12 protein-coding genes are annotated in these 18,124 nt (G+C 59.7%); 4 read left to right on the top strand and 8 right to left on the bottom strand.

Going from position 1 to position 18,124, the window contains the following annotated elements:
- Positions 1 to 23 precede the first annotated feature (23 nt).
- On the top strand, positions 24 to 2,597 hold the full coding sequence (locus tag ACOYO3_RS06205) for a glycoside hydrolase family 2 protein (protein ID WP_427305814.1): 2,574 nt from the start codon (positions 24 to 26) through the stop codon (positions 2,595 to 2,597).
- Between the two features lie 72 nt (positions 2,598 to 2,669).
- On the opposite strand, the gene ACOYO3_RS06200 is transcribed toward ACOYO3_RS06205, so the two are convergent.
- Positions 2,670 to 4,205 carry an RNA polymerase sigma factor gene (locus tag ACOYO3_RS06200; protein ID WP_002519002.1) on the bottom strand — a complete coding sequence of 512 codons (1,536 nt, stop codon included), beginning with the start codon at positions 4,203 to 4,205 and terminating at the stop codon, positions 2,670 to 2,672.
- A 332-nt stretch (positions 4,206 to 4,537) separates the two neighbouring features.
- Between ACOYO3_RS06200 and ACOYO3_RS06195 the strand changes: the two genes are divergently transcribed.
- The gene (locus ACOYO3_RS06195) at positions 4,538 to 5,476 is read left to right on the top strand and encodes a sigma-70 family RNA polymerase sigma factor (RefSeq protein WP_002515632.1); all 939 of its coding nucleotides are present in this window, start codon (positions 4,538 to 4,540) and stop codon (positions 5,474 to 5,476) included.
- A 56-nt stretch (positions 5,477 to 5,532) separates the two neighbouring features.
- Here ACOYO3_RS06195 and ACOYO3_RS06190 read toward each other — a convergent pair whose 3' ends face one another.
- Complete coding sequence (locus tag ACOYO3_RS06190) at positions 5,533 to 6,429, bottom strand: acyl-CoA thioesterase (protein WP_002515462.1); 897 nt, start codon at positions 6,427 to 6,429, stop codon at positions 5,533 to 5,535.
- A gap of 163 nt (positions 6,430 to 6,592) precedes the next feature.
- Positions 6,593 to 10,678, bottom strand: a complete 4,086-nt coding sequence (gene hrpA / locus ACOYO3_RS06185) for an ATP-dependent RNA helicase HrpA (RefSeq protein ID WP_002524986.1) — start codon at positions 10,676 to 10,678, stop codon at positions 6,593 to 6,595.
- 77 nt (positions 10,679 to 10,755) lie between these two features.
- Between hrpA and ACOYO3_RS06180 the strand changes: the two genes are divergently transcribed.
- Positions 10,756 to 11,049: a hypothetical protein gene (locus ACOYO3_RS06180; protein ID WP_002524987.1), complete on the top strand. Its 294-nt coding sequence runs from the start codon at positions 10,756 to 10,758 to the stop codon at positions 11,047 to 11,049.
- Positions 11,050 to 11,112: 63 nt separating this feature from the next.
- Here the strand turns inward: ACOYO3_RS06180 and ACOYO3_RS06175 are convergent, their stop codons facing one another.
- The 5 genes from ACOYO3_RS06175 to ACOYO3_RS06155 all read right to left on the bottom strand — a co-directional run bounded on the left by ACOYO3_RS06175 (position 11,113) and on the right by ACOYO3_RS06155 (position 17,159).
- Entirely contained in the window at positions 11,113 to 11,967 is an 855-nt protein-coding gene (locus tag ACOYO3_RS06175; RefSeq protein WP_427305813.1) for a universal stress protein, read from the bottom strand.
- A gap of 83 nt (positions 11,968 to 12,050) precedes the next feature.
- A complete protein-coding gene (locus tag ACOYO3_RS06170) occupies positions 12,051 to 12,983 on the bottom strand; it encodes a T3SS (YopN, CesT) and YbjN peptide-binding chaperone 1 (protein ID WP_002523936.1) in 933 nt (310 codons plus the stop codon).
- Between the two features lie 160 nt (positions 12,984 to 13,143).
- A complete protein-coding gene (locus ACOYO3_RS06165) occupies positions 13,144 to 15,996 on the bottom strand; it encodes a vitamin B12-dependent ribonucleotide reductase (protein WP_002524989.1) in 2,853 nt (950 codons plus the stop codon).
- Between the two features lie 81 nt (positions 15,997 to 16,077).
- Positions 16,078 to 16,584 (bottom strand): transcriptional regulator NrdR, encoded by a 507-nt coding sequence (nrdR, locus tag ACOYO3_RS06160; RefSeq protein WP_002517883.1) that lies wholly within the window; start codon positions 16,582 to 16,584, stop codon positions 16,078 to 16,080.
- A 224-nt stretch (positions 16,585 to 16,808) separates the two neighbouring features.
- A complete protein-coding gene (locus tag ACOYO3_RS06155; RefSeq protein WP_002524990.1) occupies positions 16,809 to 17,159 on the bottom strand; it encodes a hypothetical protein in 351 nt (116 codons plus the stop codon).
- A 267-nt stretch (positions 17,160 to 17,426) separates the two neighbouring features.
- On the opposite strand from ACOYO3_RS06155, the gene ACOYO3_RS06150 reads away from it, so the two are divergent.
- Entirely contained in the window at positions 17,427 to 18,101 is a 675-nt protein-coding gene (locus ACOYO3_RS06150; protein WP_002519005.1) for a LexA family protein, read from the top strand.
- Positions 18,102 to 18,124 lie beyond the last annotated feature (23 nt).

Here is an 18,124-nt window from a genome sequence, read left to right as displayed (position 1 = left end):
TTTGAGCCACCAAAGGAATCCTCATGAGTGCACCATTCCAGCTGACCTCTAGCGATCCGAGTGTCATCGATCCTGTCGGATTAGCCGCAGATACCCACGAGTGGATCGAGGCGGTGGTGCCAGGAGGAGTGCACGAAACCCTGATAGCGGCTGGGATCATCGCTCATCCATATGTAGAGGATCACGAAAAAGACTGTCGTTGGGTGGAGGATCGCGCCTGGTGGTATCGCGGAACGGTGCCGATCCCGGCGGGAGACGATCCGCTCGTATTGACCCTGACCGGCGTCGATACCGTTGCAGACATCTGGGTCAACGGACACCACGTCGGTCGTCATGCCAACCAGTACCGACCCTTCCAGGTTACGCTTCCGCCCATCGACGCCAACAAAGCCAAAGTACTCATCCGCTTCGCACCCCCATTAGATGGCCTGGCCGAGCCGCCAGCCACGAGAGCTATGGTCAACGCCGTCAGTGACTTCCTTAATGCCGCGGCCCCTCAGAACCTGGACGCCGAGCCTGGCTCGGGGATTCTCACCCTCGATCTGGCCGCGACTCGACGCCGTAAAGGCATGTTCTCGTGGGGATGGGATTTTGCTCCCCGTATCCCCTCGATCGGCCTGACGGGTCCCGTGGAGTTGACCCGTCGTTCACCGATCGAGGTGAGCCATCACGTCGACACGATGGCCATCGGTGACGGCGACAGTGCAGACGTCAACGTCGTGGTGTCCACTGTCCACCACGACGGCCCTGCACCCTGTACCGTTGATGTCACCCTCACTTCGCCAGATGGTGATCGCGTCAGTGGACACGCCCAATTCAAACATGGTTCAGCCACCGTGGATCTCCAGCTGGATAACCCGCAACTGTGGTGGACCCATGACCTGGGCAAGCCTTCCCTCTACCAGGTCGACATCAAGATCTGCGATAAGGACGCCAACACGATCGCTACTGATTCCGGCATGGCAGGTATCCGCACCATCGAGGTGGACTGCTCCCCCGACACAGACGATCCCGAAATCGACGGGCCTGCCCGTCACTTCACGTTCATTATCAATGGCGTGCCAGTCTTTGCCCGTGGCGCCAATCTGGTCCCGCAGTCGATGCTGCCGGGATCGGTGACTCCCCAGCAGGATCACGACCTTGTCCGAGCCTGCCGCGATGCCAATATGACGATGGTGCGCGTCTGGGGCGGCGGTGTCTACGCTTCCGACGCCTTCATGACTGCCTGTGACGAATACGGCATCCTCGTGTGGCACGACTTTATGTTCGCCTGCATTGACTATCCCGGCGACGATGAAGAGTTCATGTCCGAGGTCCGTACCGAGGCTGACTATCAAACCCGCCGTCTCGCTAATCATCCGAGTCTGGCGCTGTGGGCTGGAGGCAATGAGGTGCAGGCCATGCACCAGGCGGTCTGGAATAATCTTAACCCGGGCCCATGGGGATCCGAGATCTTCGACGAGGTCTTGCCTGAGGCGGTTCGTCGCAACAGCCCCACCGTGAACTATTGGGCCAACAGCCCGGCCACTGATGTTGACACCGACCCTCGCGTTAATGGCACCAGGGCCGGTGATCGTCACGCATGGGAAGTGTGGCATGGCGCGGACGTGGGAGCAGGGACGCACGAGGATTATTCCAGCCCTGCCGAAGCCATGCACTATCACCGCTATAGCTATGACACCGGGCGGTTCATTAGCGAGTTTGGCATCCACGCCAGTGCTGACCTACCCGCCCTCGGCAGGTGGTTAGGGAATGATCACCTCAACCTCGACGACCCCATTCTTCTCGCGCGTAATAAGGACACCCCGAAGGCCAAAGGGATGGCCCTCATTGATTACGAAGTAGGCAAACCGACATCGGTTCAGTCCTACGTCACCTACAGCCAGGTGGTGCAGGCCGAGGGACTCAAATTCGGCATCGAGCATTACCGGCGCCGTTGGCCTCACTGCGCTGGCGCCCTAGTGTGGCAGCTCAATGAACCTTGGCCTGGAATGACGTGGTCCCTGCTCGACCACGACCTCGGGGCCAAGCCGGGCTACTACGCTACAGCTCGAGCCTTCGCCCCGGCGCTGTCCATCCTGCGCCTGACTGACGATTCACTGGAGGTATGGGTCAGCAATGCGCGTCCCACCCGAGTCACCGATACCGTGACAGTCACAATCGAAGGATTTGACGGAAGCATCGACCAGACACATCGAATCAAAGTATCCGTTCCTGCGTCCACCTCCCAGATGGTGTGGTCAGTACCGCGCGCCCAGATCCCCGTCAACGGCAGCCACTACATATGGGTCGAAGGATCGGTTCTGCCTGCTAACCGACTCTTCCTGACACGCATCGGCGACCTCAACTTGCCCGAGGCGCACCTCGACGTCAAGGTAGACGTGACGGAACCAACTACGGCCACAGTGACGGTGGCAACGACGACGTTCGCCTACTTTGTGCGAGTTCTGACGCCGTGGCCGGGTGCGCGACCCGACATCTCAGCCCTTGATCTACGTCCCGGAACGAAGGCCGTCGTCACTGTGACTGGTCTTCCCGAAGGGTTCGACCCCGATGAGATCACAGTTCGCCACTTCCTCGACGACGTTGACCGATGACGTCGTCGGACTGACCGGCTCAACATGACGGGGGGCGCCCCAGTGGGCACCCCCCGTTCATCTGCTAAATCCTCAGTCGAGGTAGTCGCGCAGTACCTGAGAGCGACTCGGATGACGCAGTTTCGACATGGTCTTGGACTCGATCTGGCGGATGCGCTCCCGAGTAACACCGTAGACCTTGCCGATCTCATCCAGGGTCTTGGGCTGTCCGTCGGTCAAGCCGAATCGCATCGACACAACACCGGCCTCTCGCTCGGACAAGGTATCGAGGACATCATGCAGCTGCTCCTGCAACAGGGTGAAGTTGACGGCGTCTGCTGGCACGATGGCCTCAGAATCCTCAATAAGGTCACCAAACTCAGAATCGCCATCCTCACCCAGTGGGGTATGCAGCGAGATCGGCTCGCGACCGTATTTCTGCACCTCAATGACCTTCTCTGCGGTCATATCGAGTTCGCTGGCAAGCTCTTCCGGGGTGGGCTCACGACCTAGGTCCTGGAGCATCTGACGCTGGACGCGAGCCAGCTTGTTGATGACCTCGACCATATGCACAGGGATACGAATAGTACGAGCCTGGTCGGCCATGGCGCGGGTAATGGCCTGCTTGATCCACCACGTCGCGTACGTAGAGAATTTGTAGCCCTTGGTGTAGTCGAATTTCTCGACGGCACGAATGAGACCGAGGTTGCCCTCCTGAATGAGGTCAAGGAAGAGCATGCCGCGACCGGTGTAACGCTTAGCCAAGGAGACGACCAGACGGAGGTTGGCCTCCAATAGGTGGTTCTTCGCCACCTTGCCGTCCTCGGCGATCCACTCGTAATCCTCGCGGTCCTTCTCCCGGATCTTGGCATCCGGGTCGGCTAGCTGCTCGCCGGCAAACAGACCGGCCTCAATGCGCTTGGCGAGATCAACCTCTTCGACGGCATTGAGCAGAGCTACTTTGCCGATCTGCTTAAGGTAATCCTTAACGGGATCTGCGGTAGCGCCGGCGACCATGACGGTCTGCTCGGGCTCGTCAGCGTCATCGTTATCAGACAAGGAGAACGCCTCGGTCTCCTTGTTGATCTGCTGCTCGTCCTTAGCAGCCTCGGCCGGGTCGTAGTCACGCTCGTCAACATCGTCGAGGGAGCGCTTCTTGCCGCCAATAGTCAGCACAACGTCGTCACCGTCGCGCTCCACGGTCACATCGACCTCACCGGATGCGGCTTCGGCGACGGTCGTTTCCTTCTTCGCCTTAGTGGTCCGCCTCTTAGTTGTCGACTTTTTGGCACCACCGGACGACGCGTTTCCAACAGTCTTCGTACCCGAAGACTTCGTCGTCTTACTCGCCGCTGTCTTGGTGGACTTCGCGGCCGTCTTAGTGCTGGTGGGCTTCGTCGTGGTTTTGGCCCCAGATGACTTAGCCGTGGGAGTCTTGGCCCCACCAGCGGACTTGTGAGCCGACGACTGGCTTGCCTTCGTCGCAGTGGTCTTCTTCGCCCGACCGGTCGTACCGGTCTTAGCAGAGGTGGAACGTGTACTCTTCCTCGCGGTGGCTATCTTCGCCTCCTCGTCTGCAGCGGTGTTTGCAGTGCTGGACGTGGTGGTCGACACGGGTATCCTCTCCAAGGACTGACCAGTCCTTCAGTGCTGTCCCCTCCAAATGGGCCCATAAAAGATCGACGATCACCGCCCCATGAGACCCAAGGGCATACGACGCCCAGGAGGCGTCAAGACCCTGCATTTATTGTGGCATCATCCGCGCGTTAACACAAACTGGCTCTCACCAGTTCCCTTCTCCTGCCACGGAATGGCTGCGTCGAGCAGCCATGTACGACCACAGTCTGATCCTCTGATGTTACCCACGACCGCAGACACTCATCGGCCACTCAGGGATGACATTCGACCCTCTATGACGTTGATATAGGTGTCAACCAGTCCGACGGAGAAAGGCGAAGCATATGGACACCAAGTCCCGGGTTCGTACCACCGATGGCATTGATGGTAAGGACGCAGTCGGCCTCTACCTAGACGGGATCGCCCGCACGCCCCTACTCAACGCCGCAGAGGAGGTTGCGTTAGCCCGCCGGATCGAAGCGGGCGTGTTTGCACGCGCCATTCTCGAAGGCCACGCGGAAACCACATCGGATACCACCACTAAGGAACTACACCAGATTGCAGCCGACGGAGACGAAGCCCTGGCCCACTTCGTGCGCGCTAACCTGCGTCTGGTCGTGTCGGTGGCCCGCAAATACGGTCGGTCTCAGATGCCGTTACTTGACCTCGTGCAGGAAGGCAATACCGGGCTCATACGCGCCGTCGAGAAGTTCGACTACGCCAAGGGATTCAAGTTCTCGACCTACGCCACCTGGTGGGTCCGTCAGGCTATCAGCCGAGGCATCGCGCAGCAGGGTCGCATCGTCCGCCTTCCGGTGCACGTCGCTGAACAGGTGAATCAGGTGTCGGCTGCCCGCCGCAACCTCGAGCGTCAGCTGGGTCGCGAGCCCGAAACCTTCGAAATCGCCGACGAGTTGGAGATCACCGAGGAGCGTGTCATCGAGCTCATCCGCTTTGGACGTGACCACGTCTCTCTCGACGCTCCGGTTGAGGACGACGGCGACACTAGCCTGGGCGACCTCATCGCCCGCGAGACCTCTCCTGGTCCTGACGACATTGTGCTCGACGCCGAGGACCGCAGTCGACTTGAAGGGCTCCTTGACGATCTCGACGAGCGCTCTGCCGACGTGGTGCGTCGCCGCTACGGACTCGTCGATGGACGCCAAGCCAAGCTTGCCGACATCGGCAAGGTGTGGGGAATCACCGCCGAACGTGTGCGTCAGATCGAACGTGCTGCCCTAGCCAGCATGCGTCAACGTAACCTCGCCACGATGGCGGCCTGACATCTGCACACGGTGGCTCCGGACCCTTCCGGGGCCACCGTCGCGTTCAGAGGACATCACGTGCCACGGCCAAGCGGAAACGTTACTGAGGCGTCGAGGTCGTTCACATCTACCAGCCTCATGACCCCCTCCTGGCAGCAGGACGCGATGAGTTTGCCATCCTGCATCAGTCGGCCCATGGAGAAACCGAGCAGGCCTGATGCGCTCGGAGAAACCTGGTCGTAGAGCATCCAGCAGTCGGCCTCGGCAGTCCGGTGGAACCACATGGCGTGATCCAGCGATGCCGGATTGACGACCATACCCGATGGCACCGATCCCAGGTGTGGCATAACAGCACCAGCCATGAGACTGATATCGGAAATGTAGGCGAGGATCGCACGCTGCACAACGCGGTCGTCAGGAAGGCTCGCGGTGGTGCGTACCCACAAACTCAAGTGGGTGACGTGGTTGGGATCGACGAGCTGCGATCCGTCACCGGCCAACCGCACGTCGAGCGCATCCCACTCCTTGACGGTGGGCATAGGTCGCCCGAACATCTGTTCGAGGGCCTGGGCTAGGGTCGGACAGCGATCCGGGTCCGGAAGACAGTCCGGCATCGGATCGGAGTGCTCCGGGCCGTCCTCGCGGTTCTTGAAGGACAGTTCCGCGGTGAAGATCGTCCGACCGTGTTGGCGAGCGTTGACACGGCGAGTGCTGAAGGTGCGACCGTCACGAATTCTCTCGACATCAAAGATCATCGGCAGATCGGTGCGTCCAGCATGTAGGAACAGCGCGTGCATGGAATGGGCGGTCCGCTCAGGAATAGTGCGGGCACCAGCAACCAGAGCCTGAGCCAGTACCTGGCCCCCGAAGGTCCGCTGCCACGTCGTGTGTGGTTGCCGGCCTCGAAACAGATCGAGATCGAGGTCTTCAAGATCGAGCAGGTCAAGCAGTTCAGCAGTCGTCGATGGCACCTAACCACTGTGCCAGATCAGGCAACGTGTCATGGCAGCTCTCGCCAAGGCGGCGCACTCACTAGCAACAACGGTTGAAGAAATCGATCCGCGCCTGGAAGAACTGGGAGGGCGAAAGACCGAGCGTAGGCTCGGATCTCGCGCACATAGCCAGTGCACGACGTTAGGACAGCTTGGCTATCGCCATACGAATTCGCTTGGGTGACACACTGACACGAGTACCGAGTTTTTGAGCGAAGTACTGGACGCGCAACTCCTCCAGCATGAACCCAATCTCCTCGACCTCGGCGGGTAGTTTTCCAGCCGGTTGCTCCTCGCACAGGGCGTCATAGTCGGCCAGGAGAGGCTCCAGCTCGGCCATCTGGCGGGGATCGCGTGAAGGGTTGGTCATCAGGGACTCGATCCGCACGCTCACCCCCTGAATCCAGCGCGGCATGTCGTCATACCAAGGGTCCGGGGTGGCCGAAATGAAATTCTCGAAGACGAGGTCATTAATCTGAGCAACGATGTCAGCATGGATCGCCGGATCCGAGACAGTTGCCAGAGCCTGACGAGCAGCGACGACACGACTGAGGATCCTGCCAGCAGTACGCACCACTCGAGCCATCCGGTCGGCCTGGTCTTGACGAACGACTAGAGCGAGGTCGTCGAATGTCTTCTTGTCGCGAATCCCTGACAGATCACCCGCCTTCTCCTGAGCCACCGAAGCCACCGCCTTATGACGGGCATCGGCCAGTAAGGCTGGGACGCTGGGGTACGGAGACGTTGCCAGGGCCAGCTTGGTGGCGTTATCCATATGCGTAACAACCCACTTCGTCGGGTCAGGAAGGTTGAGGACAAGCAACTTCACGACGCCGGAAGCATGGCTGGTGCGCTGGGCACGAGGAGTGTCGAGGACGGTGGTGCCGACGGAGTCACCTTCATCGACCAGGCATGGGTAGCCGACGGCGTCAGGGCCCTTGCGCGACAGATCAACCCGTTTCGGAATTGGGTCGAAGGTCCACTCCTTCGCACCGTGGATCTGGGGTTGGCCCGCGGCCTTAGTCAAAGATTGGGACACCTTGGGAGCCAAATCAGTCTGCAGGGCGTCGAGATCCTCGGAGCGGGCAATGGGTGCGGGCTGAGATCCCTTGAGTTTGTCCTTACCATTCTTTTTGGATTTCTTACCGACAGGTCTTCCCTCGGCGTCAGTAATGTCGAAACCAATCCGCAAATGGGCCGGGATAGCGGCAATATTCCAGTCATCAGGGTTGATGATGACCCCGGTGAGAGTTCTCAGGGCTCGTCCGAGTTCATTGGTGAAGGGGGCGTGGCGGTCAGCATCGTGGTCTTCCAGCCAGGTTAGCGCCGCTCGGGCACGGTCGGGGGCAGGTACCAGTTGAGTGCGAATGCGCTTAGGAAGGGCGCGAATGAGTTCCGTCGCCAACTCGGTGCGCAAGCCTGGCACCTGCCAGCTGAACGGTGCTGTGGGCACCTGGTTGAGCAGTGCTAGCGGGATAGTGACGGTGACGCCGTCGTGCCCGGATCCCGGCTCAAAAACGTAGCGCACTGGAAGTTCGAGGTTTCCGACTTTCCAGTGGTCAGGGAAAGCGTCGGCGTCTACGGAGCCGGAGTCGACGAGATCGTCGATCGACAAGTCAAGCTGGTGACGGTCTTGCACCCGACGCCACCAAGCGTCGAAATGGGAACCAGAGACGATCCCGTCAGGAATCCGACGGTCGTAAAAAGCGAAGATGGCGTCGTCGTCGGCTACCAGGCCGCGCTGACGACTGCGCTCCTCAAGATCTGCGGCCTCGTCGCGAACTCGATCGTTGTGTTTGAGGAATCCATGATCGGATCGCCAGTTCCGCTCTACGAGAGCCGAACGGATAAAAATCTGTCGGGACGCCACCGGATCGATGCGGCCATAGGTGACGCGACGGTCAGCCCATAACGGCACCCCAAAGAGGGTGCCACGCTCAGTAGCGACCACTGACGCTGTTGATGCTGCCCAATGCGGAACCGCCCAGGAACGCCTGATGAGAGGGCCCGCAACCTCCTCCACCCACTCGGGCTGGACGGCGGCAACTGTCCTAGCCCACAGCCGAGAGGTCTCCACGAGCTCAACAGCCACGACAAGTTCGGGCGACTTACGCGCCAGCAGCGATCCGGGATTAATGGCGAACTTCGTGCCGCGAGCACCGAGGTATTCCTGAGGCCCGGGGCGCTGGCCGTGCCGTTTGGCCGGCTGCCGGACCTGGACCAGCCCGATGTGAGACAACAGTCCCGAGAGTAGGGCAACAAGAACCCGGTCGGTTGGGGCTGAGGTGCGGTTGACCTCCAGGTGCAGTTCCTTGGCGATCTGGCGGAGTTGGCCGTGCAAATCGTCCCACTCACGCACCCGCAGATAGTTGATGTACTCGGCCCGACACATTCGGCGGAAGGCTGAGGACCCCATTTGACGACGCTGGTGGCGCAGGTAACGCCATAGCCGGTGGATGGCCATGATGTCGCCACCCTCGTCAATGCCGCCCGCCTGGGGGCGTGGGGAGATCTTCCCCCTGGTGTGCGGGGTATGACGTGCCGGAGGTCCTGGTTTAGCAGTGTTGGCGGCCTCCTGGTGAATATGCTGGCGGCGGACCTGAGACCAATCCCCCACCTGGTTGTTATCGGTGTTGTCGGCCGCTTGGAGGGTCTGCAGTAGGTTGGCTTCGGTGGCAAAACGGCGATGAAAAGCGTCGGCCTCCTCGCGCTTATCTGCGGGACGCTCCCGGACGTCGCGAATCGATAGAGCCGCGACGATGACCAAGACCTCGGCCAGGCTACCTTGCCTCGCTCCTTCAAGGAGCATACGTCCCAGCCGTGGGTCCAATGGCACCCGGGCCAGCTGGTGTCCGATCTTTGTTAGGCGCGGAGCGTCACGGTGTCCCGGTTTGAGAGCTCCTAGTTCGTCGAGGAGCCGGATTCCGTCATTGATCCGGGAGCGGTCCGGGGCTTCGACGAAAGGAAAGTCGGTGATGGCTCCGAGCCTGGCCTGGGCCATCTGGAGGATGACCGCGGCTAAATTGGTGCGCAGGATCTCCGGCTCGGTGAATTCGGGACGAGACTCGAAACTGGTCTGGGAATACAGCCGGATGCAGATGCCCGGTGCCACGCGGCCACATCGTCCGGCGCGCTGGTTGGCGCTGGCCTGGGAGACCGGCTCGATAGGCAGGCACTGGACCTTGGTGCGCACCGAGTACCGCGAGATACGGGCAGTTCCCGGATCAATGACGTAGCGGATTCCAGGCACGGTCAGGGAGGTCTCGGCGACGTTGGTGGCCAGCACGATCCGTCGTCCGGTATGCGGAGTGAAAACCCGATGCTGTTCTGCGGCCGACAGGCGGGCAAAGAGTGGCAGGACTTCGGTGTTAGACAGATTGAGGTCCGCCAGCGCCTCGGCGGTCTCGCGGATCTCCTGCTCACCAGCTAGGAATACCAGGATGTCACCGCTCTCCTCGCGGCAAAGTTCCTGGACCGCCCGGCAGATACCGGTGACTTGGTCGACAACCTCGTCATCCGGGCTCGTCAGGGACGGGGCTGATGGACGATGGAGGAGCTCATCTTCGTCGTCAATGTCATCTTCGTCATCGGGGCGGATTTGCTCAGAGGGATCCAGCGGGCGATAACGCACCTCAACGGGGTACGTGCGCCCCGAGACCTCAATAACTGGCGCGTCGTCGAAGTGGGCGGAAAACCTGGCGGTGTCGATAGTGGCCGAGGTGATGATGACTTTGAGGTCTGGACGTCGTGGCAGCAACTGTTTCAGGTAACCCAGCAAGAAGTCGATATTGAGGCTGCGCTCGTGAGCCTCGTCAATAATGATGGTGTCATGGGCGCACAAGTCGCGATCGTGGGAAATCTCAGCAAGCAGTACTCCGTCAGTCATGACAGTCAGTGCGGTGTCGGAGGAAGCGCGCCGGGTGAAGCGCACTTGATAGCCGACCTGTTCCCCCAGCTCGACCCCCATTTCCTCGGCAACTCGTTCTGCGACGCTGCGCGCGGCGATCCGTCGGGGCTGGGTATGGGCAATCTGACGACGTCCCAAGGCCAGGCAGATCTTGGGCAGCTGGGTCGTCTTTCCCGAACCGGTCTCGCCTGCCACCACCACGACTTGGTGGTGCTTGATGAGGTCAGCAATCTCGTCGGCGTGTGCCGCTATCGGAAGGTCAGTGTCGAAGGTGACGACTCCCCCACCAGGCAGCTCACCTTCCAGTCGTGAATTAGGCATGACCGGTTTAGTCTATGCGGGGCTTCCAACACCCGGCGACCACTAGCCGTTATCAAGCCGAGAAGATCTCCGTCTATGTGGATTCGGTTGGCAATCTTGCCAATGCCTACGCACCTGGCCAACCGCCGGTAGCTTTCGCAATTCGGCTCGTAGGCGGGGATACTTCACCGATCAGGCCTCCACAGGGGTTCAGGGACGGTGCCTTCGTCGATCCCGGTGTTCGGCGTGATCTTAGTGTCACCACCCGCGGCATATCCGGCTGTCTCGAACCTGGCTGCACTATGACGACCATGGCCGACAGCGAGAGATCCGCAGACACGCCAGACGACTGTTTCCTCAACGTCAGTACATGGTGTTGTAGACGACGGTGAAACGCAGGCGAACGCGTCCTGAAGCCGCCGACGCGACGAGAACAGCAGGCCAGCAGCTCGATATCAGTGGCAGATAGCCAGCGGCGACTGAGCGTGCGCCATGATGCCGCGACTGACACCACCTGCGGTCCAGCCCAAAATCGGGTGCTTCTTCATACCAATCACGAGGAGGTCAACGTTGCCCGAGAGGTCGACTAAGGCGTCGACGGGTTCTCCGGACAGCACGCGGGTCTCGACCTCGACATGGGGATGCTTATTAGCGAGCGGCTTGACGACCTCGTTGAGTCGTTTGAGGGCCTCGTCGTGCACCTCTTCGGAGTCGTTACCAGGAACCGTCACTGCGAGCAGCTTGCAGCCACGGTGGTCAGCTTCAGCGAATCCGAATCCGACAGCTGCAGTTCCTACGCTCTGGGGGCCGACCGCGACCGCAACACATTTCTTGCCACCAGTCGGATCCGGGGTCGAAGCGCGGGAGATGACCACGACGGGCGCTGCCGACATGCCCGCCACAGCCACAGATGTCGACCCGACGAACATACGCTCCAGACCCGAGGTAGCGCGACGGCCGAGCACAACGAGCTGGGCATCGGCGCTGCGATCGGCCAGAATGGCCGCCGGGTTACCCAAGACGACCTCTCCAGAGATCCGATCGGGGTCCATCCCCCGCTCAGTCGCAACATGGATGGCGTCATCAACAACGACCTGACCGGCATCCTGCAGAGCGGTCGGGTCATAGACGACTCCCCAGGCGCCCGCAACGGCAGCGTCATCAACGGCGTGAAGGACAATAAGATCAGCATCTCTCTTGATCGCTGATGCTGCGGCGTAACGGGCGGCACGTAGGCCGTCCTCGGAGCCATCGACTCCGACGATGATGACAGTGCGTTGAGCCTTCGATGAGGTTCGGTCGTCAGTCATGGTGGTCCTCCTCAGTGAGACATCAAAGGCGTTGGCCCTTGTCACATTGTCCCACCATTTGCCCTGAGACAAAGGGGGTCCGGTCAGGAGCCCTCTTCAAAAGTGGTTCTCCCCCGCAGTTTGCGGGCCAATTCGTTGTCCAGCCCATCGGCCAGTCGGGACATGATGGAGACGGCCTGGTGAAGATGCGCGGCGACGAAAGGGCGGGCCATCACCGACATCGTCACGAACACTCGATCTTGATGAAGGGCGAAACGCCCGTAGCGGGATTGCACATTGAGGTCATTGAGTACCTCAACGGCACGAGAACGCCCCTCAACGTCATGGACGAGAGCAGCAAAAAGCAACAATTCCGAGGCATCGGGGGTGGTACGTACGAAGACCATGCACGTCCCTACTCGGATAGCAAAGTCGCCCTCGCTATCGCGGATGGCCGGATGGCCAAACATGTGGGACAACTCATCAGCAACGAGACGGTCGAGGTGATCTTTGTCTACCGGCATGATGGCGGGGACGCTAGCCGCCTCTGTAGGCGACAACGGGGGCTCAGGCTGCAAAATCTCCGCAAGCTGGTCGGGGGCCAGAAACACTGGATGGGGAACACCGAAAATGTCACGCAAAGTCGTTACTGTCAATTCGGCAAGTTGCTCAGAATCGTCCTGACTGCGGTACACCCAGTAGTTATCGGTTTGGTGGACCTTGCAGGTTCCAGGGGCCTGCCATCCTAGGGATCTCAGGCCGTCAAGCTGGCCCGACGTAAGGCATGCACTCTCCGGTAAACAGTTATTGCTGGATGCTTCGGCAAGAATCATCGCGGTATCGTCGCTGCAACCAGGATCATCTTGCACGAAGCGTATAAAGGGAGCCGTGTCGGTGCGCGCGGACAGGGTTGAGATCGTTAGTTCGCCGTCGTCGTCAATGACAGAGACGACCTCCGCCAGACGCTCGGCGAACTGGTCCCACGCCTGCGCTGTGCTGCGATCCAGATCGAACGCAAAGTCTGGTGGCTCGTCCATGGTTCCAACCTAGTAGGTCGCGCCGCTATCTGCAGCTGCCTCTCACGATCCTGCCATCCAACGCATAGCTATCAGCCTCTGGCAGCCGTTATGGACCACACATGGCGTGGGACACAACAGCGGGGGCGTAGCACCCGCCCCGCCCCCGCTCATAGCGTCATCAGCTACAGCCGCTAGTTGAACCGCACCCCTCGCAGACATAGCACGATCCCGAGGGACGCATCTTCGTCCCGCAAGTCAAGCACAGGGGGGCGTCAACTTCACGACCGATCTGCTCTTCGAGAAGCTCAGCACTGGTGTGTGCCTCACCAATCTGCTCGACCGCCTCCTGAGTTGCGAAAAGACCGGGCTGGTTAGCTCCGTCTTCATGCACCCGGACGCGGTCGGCCGGCGTGTCCTTGAGGGTCTCAGAGTCGATAAGCTCATCCTCCTCATCAGACAGGTAAGAACCCGTCTGGACATAGCGAGCACGCTCGGCAGCGGTGTAAATACCCAGCTCGGCACGCTCATCAAAGTCAAGGTAGTCGAGGGCCAGACGACGGAAGACATAGTCAATGATCGACGAGGAGATCCGAATATCGGGGTCGTCGGTCATGCCAGCTGGCTCAAACTTGAGGTTGGAGAACTTTTGAACGAAGGATTCCAGCGGCACGCCATATTGCAAGCCGATAGACACCGCGATAGAAAAAGCGTCCATAACACCGGCAAGGGTGGATCCCTGCTTACCAAGCTTGAGGAAGATCTCGCCCAAGCGCCCGGAGTCGTAAGCGCCAGTAGTGAGGTAACCGCCGGCTCCTGCGACCTGGAAGCTGGTGGTGCGGCCCATGCGCGACTTCGGTAGACGCTGACGACGCGGGCGGTACTCGATGCGAACTTCCGGCTCGGCCTTCTCTTCCTCTTCCTTTTTCTTGGCCTCAGAGAGAGGCTGACCGACCTTACAGTTGTCGCGGTAGACAGCCAGAGCCTTGAGGCCAAGCTTCCAACCCTCCATGTAAACCCCGGCGATATTCTCAACCGTAGAAGACTCCGGCAGGTTGACAGTCTTAGAGATAGCACCGGACAGGAAGGGCTGAACGGCAGCCATCATCCGTACGTGACCCATCGGGGCGATGAACCGGGCACCCATAGCGCAATCGAAAACCTCGTAGTGGGCCTCATCGAGATCAGGAGCACCAACGACCGAACCGTTGTCGGCGATGTAGGCGACGATCTTCTCAGCCTGCTCGGGGGTGTAGCCGAGGTTCTTGAGGGCACGCGGCACCGTCTGGTTGACGATCTGCATCGAGCCGCCGCCGACCATCTTCTTGAACTTGACCAGCGAGAAGTCTGGTTCGATACCGGTGGTATCGCAGTCCATCATGAAGCCAATGGTGCCAGTCGGGGCAAGAACGGACGCTTGGGCATTGCGGAAACCATTGGTATGCCCGAGCTTGACGACCTTGTCCCACTCTGCCTTGGCGGCGGTCAAGACAGCGGTGTCATTGTTGTGCAAAGGGTGAACCTGACGGTTGGCATCACGATGCCTAGCCATGACTGCCTGATGTGGCTCAGCGTTTTCGGAGTATCCGCCATAGGGACCGACGATGGCAGCCAGTTCAGCGGAACGCCGGTAGGAGACGCCAGTCATGAGGGACGTGATGGCAGCTGCGAGGGCACGTCCACCATCCGAGTCGTAACCCAGGCCCAGCGCCATGAGAAGGGCGCCCAGGTTGGCATATCCGATACCGAGCTGACGGAAGTTACGTGTCGTCTTACCAATGGCCTCAGTCGGGAAGTCAGCAAAGCAAATGGAGATATCCATCGCGGTGATGACGAGTTCAACAGCTCTGGTGAATTTCTCGACGTCGAAATGGTCATTTTCGTCGAGGAACTTCAGCAGGTTAAGGCTAGCCAAGTTACATGAGGAATTGTCTAGGCTCATGTACTCCGAGCACGGGTTGGACGCGTTGATTCGTCCGGAATTCGGGGTGGTATGCCAGGCATTGATGGTGTCGTCATATTGCAAGCCGGGATCGGCGCACTCCCAAGCAGCCTGAGCAATCTTGCCAAAAAGTTCCTTGGCGTCAACGGTGTCAAGCACCTTGTCAGGCTCGGTGCGGGACATCAGACCGAAGGGCTTACCCTGCTCAACAGCGGCCATGAAGGCGTCGGAGACACGCACCGAGTTGTTGGCGTTCTGATACTGAACGCTGACGATGTCGCGCCCGCCCAGGTCCATGTCGAACCCGGCATCGCGCAGAGCACGAATCTTGTCCTCCTCGCGCGCCTTGGTCTCGATGAACTCTTCGATATCGGGGTGATCGATGTCAAGGACGACCATCTTGGCAGCACGACGAGTGGCGCCGCCTGATTTGATGGTTCCCGCTGAAGCATCAGCACCACGCATAAAGGAGACTGGACCAGAAGCCGTACCACCGGAGCTCAGTAGTTCCTTCGAGGAACGGATACGAGAAATATTGAGACCAGCACCAGAACCACCTTTAAAGATGAATCCTTCTTCTCGGTACCAATTGAGGATCGACTCCATCGAGTCATCCACCGAAAGAATGAAGCAAGCGCTAACCTGTTGGGGACTCGTGGTACCGACGTTGAACCACACCGGGGAGTTGAAGCTGAAGTACTGGTGCACCAATAACCAGGTCAGTTCCTCGCCAAAGACCTTGGCGTCGTCATCAGACGCGAAATAACCGTTCTTACGCCCAGTGGTCACATAGGTATTGACGACTCGGTCGATGAGGGTCTTGAGGCTATCCTCGCGGGCCGGGGTACCTAGAGCACCACGGAAATACTTATTGGTAACGATGGTCGAGGCGTTAACGCTCCAGAAGTCGGGGAACTCGACCCCGCGCTGCTCAAAAACCACATCGCCGGTACGCCAGTTCGTTTGCACGACATCACGGCGTTCCCAGGTCACCTCGTCATAAGGATGAACACCTTCAGTGCTGAAGATGCGCTCAACGTGCAGCCCCTTAGAGCGGCTCGTCCTGCGTGGTGCGGACTTGGTCTCAGTCATGGCTCCCTCTGAATTTTCAGTGATACGGGTGGTTGGTGTCGGTACTTAGTGCGAACTGTGGCACGCTCGGCACACAGCTCGTCAGAACAGTGGCTCGTCCTGCTTTGAAAGCCGTTTACGACTCGAGGACTTCGTTTTATCGGAGGATTCGTCGCGCAACCGATCAATCTCAGTAGCGAAGTCCTCGATGGTGTTGTAGTTCAAGTAAACGCTGGCAAACCTCAGGTAGGCGATGGAATCAAGTTCACGCAGTGGCCCCAAGATCGCCAACCCGATTTCCTCGCTGGGTATCTCCGCGACTCCTCGGGCCCGTAGACCGTCCTCGACGCGTTGTCCCAGCAAAGCTAGATCGGCATCTGTGACCGGGCGTCCCTTGCATGCGTTGCGCACACCACGGATCACCTTGTCACGGGAGAAGGGCTCCTCGATGCCGTTGCGCTTGTGAACTGTCATCTGCATGCGTTCGATGGTCGTAAACCGTCGTTCACACATCGGGCACTGCCGCCTCCGACGGATCGCAGTACCGTCTTCGCATACCCGCGAATCCAGGACTCGAGAGTCATCATGCTGACAGAACGGGCAGCGCATCATCGCCTCCTTCCCCAACCTCACGAGGTTCCGAACAGCTGGCTTACCGTCGCTCTGGAAGACTACTCCTAACTGGGGCCAAAAACACAACTTATAGGGATCATGAAACTACCTGCCACAACATCTGGTATTCAAGGATGATTTTTCGAGGGCGATGCTGGACCGTGCGTCAAGTCGCCACGCGCGACACGCCGAAGACGAACGCCCCTGCGACCGGCCCCTCGTCAGGATCTGGCATCGGAGGGTGCCCCAGGTTGATGCGCGTCAACCTGGACAACGCCCATATGATCCTCATGCCCACTGGCAGGATCCCCTTGCCACATCTGGCCGAGGCGCCCTAGGGCGAGAATCACCCCGACGATCACGACAGCGATAGTTGCCAGCACAGCAGCATCCCAGAACCGGTTGTGAAGGGACTTACGGCGCGCAGTAGCGCTAGGGCGTCCCGCCATCAATTCCCGTCGATCGATAACGACCACCGGTTCGGCCAACTCATCCTGCCACGGTCCGACGACCAGGTCACCTCGGCGACTGGACGTCGTCTCGATATACCACTCGTACGTCTGAGCACTCATCGGATCACCTCTCTGTCGACGAGAGCCATCCGCTCCCGTCAGCGGCCCCGGGAGATATCCCGGGGAGGGTCCGGCGGCCAAAGGTCCGCCGGTGTCATCAATGACATTCCCCCGAACCGACAAGTTCGCCGTCATAACCATGGAACACGAGGAGAACAACCTAGTCAGAGCGGATTAGGTGCCCAGTTTTTGCCCCCACACTCCTCGCACGGAGCCAAAACGCCACTGATGGGGAAACTGTCGTAGCTGCCCTATACCGTGACTGCCATGATCACCGATACGCCCGGAACCGATACCTCGGACCCGGCCGCCGTCTCGTCGGCTGTTCCGTTCACGAATACCCGTGAGCCCTCTGCCAAGGAACGCGAAGTCTTGGCAGCCGTCAAGGAAGGGCTGCGTCGCGACGGCAAAGCCCCAACAGTTCGCGCCCTTGCTGAGATGACAGGAGCTGCGAGCACATCAACAGTCCAGCGGCGTATTTCGTCCCTCATCGATCTAGGGCTGCTACGTCGAACCAATGGCACCCTCGAGGTGGTCGAAGAAACCGTCGAGTCCAGCGATCCGCACGGACCGCAAGCCTTTCAAGTCAAACTCCTCAATCCGAGTAACGAAGAACACGATGAAACCGTCATCGCGGTGCCACCTCAGCTTCTAAGTCACGGCGAGCACGCAGTGATCATCGTCCGCGACGACGGAATGTCTCCCGATATCCACTCCGGAGATCTTGTAGTGGTGCGACGTATATCGGTAAGCGATCTGCCCGACGATCCACCTGAGACATACCTCGTAGCAGCCACAGCGGGCGGAACGACCGTCGTTCGCACTTTATCCAACGTCTCGGGACGGCGATGGCTGTTGGCATCCAACCCTACCCACTCACCAATCAATCTCGATGATGCTTCTCTGCTGGGTCAGGCTGTGTCCTTGCTGAGACGACTCTAAAGCGGCCCAATAAACCACCTAGC

It is taken from the genome of Cutibacterium sp. KBN10P07758 (assembly GCF_050286205.1).
In the GTDB taxonomy this organism is placed as follows: Bacteria; Actinomycetota; Actinomycetes; order Propionibacteriales; family Propionibacteriaceae; genus Cutibacterium; species Cutibacterium acnes.
This window is presented reverse-complemented; position numbering and strand designations above follow the sequence as displayed.

What these genes read in the sequence shown, in the direction of transcription:
- ACOYO3_RS06205 (WP_427305814.1), top strand. Translation starts at nt 24, where the DNA reads ATGAGTGCACCATTCCAGCTGACCTCTAGCGATCCGAGTGTCATCGAT.
- ACOYO3_RS06195 (WP_002515632.1), top strand. Translation starts at nt 4,538, where the DNA reads ATGGACACCAAGTCCCGGGTTCGTACCACCGATGGCATTGATGGTAAG.
- hrpA (WP_002524986.1), bottom strand. Translation starts at nt 10,678, where the DNA reads ATGCCTAATTCACGACTGGAAGGTGAGCTGCCTGGTGGGGGAGTCGTC.
- ACOYO3_RS06175 (WP_427305813.1), bottom strand. Translation starts at nt 11,967, where the DNA reads ATGACTGACGACCGAACCTCATCGAAGGCTCAACGCACTGTCATCATC.
- ACOYO3_RS06170 (WP_002523936.1), bottom strand. Translation starts at nt 12,983, where the DNA reads ATGGACGAGCCACCAGACTTTGCGTTCGATCTGGATCGCAGCACAGCG.
- ACOYO3_RS06165 (WP_002524989.1), bottom strand. Translation starts at nt 15,996, where the DNA reads ATGACTGAGACCAAGTCCGCACCACGCAGGACGAGCCGCTCTAAGGGG.
- nrdR (WP_002517883.1), bottom strand. Translation starts at nt 16,584, where the DNA reads ATGCGCTGCCCGTTCTGTCAGCATGATGACTCTCGAGTCCTGGATTCG.
- ACOYO3_RS06155 (WP_002524990.1), bottom strand. Translation starts at nt 17,159, where the DNA reads ATGAGTGCTCAGACGTACGAGTGGTATATCGAGACGACGTCCAGTCGC.
- ACOYO3_RS06150 (WP_002519005.1), top strand. Translation starts at nt 17,427, where the DNA reads ATGATCACCGATACGCCCGGAACCGATACCTCGGACCCGGCCGCCGTC.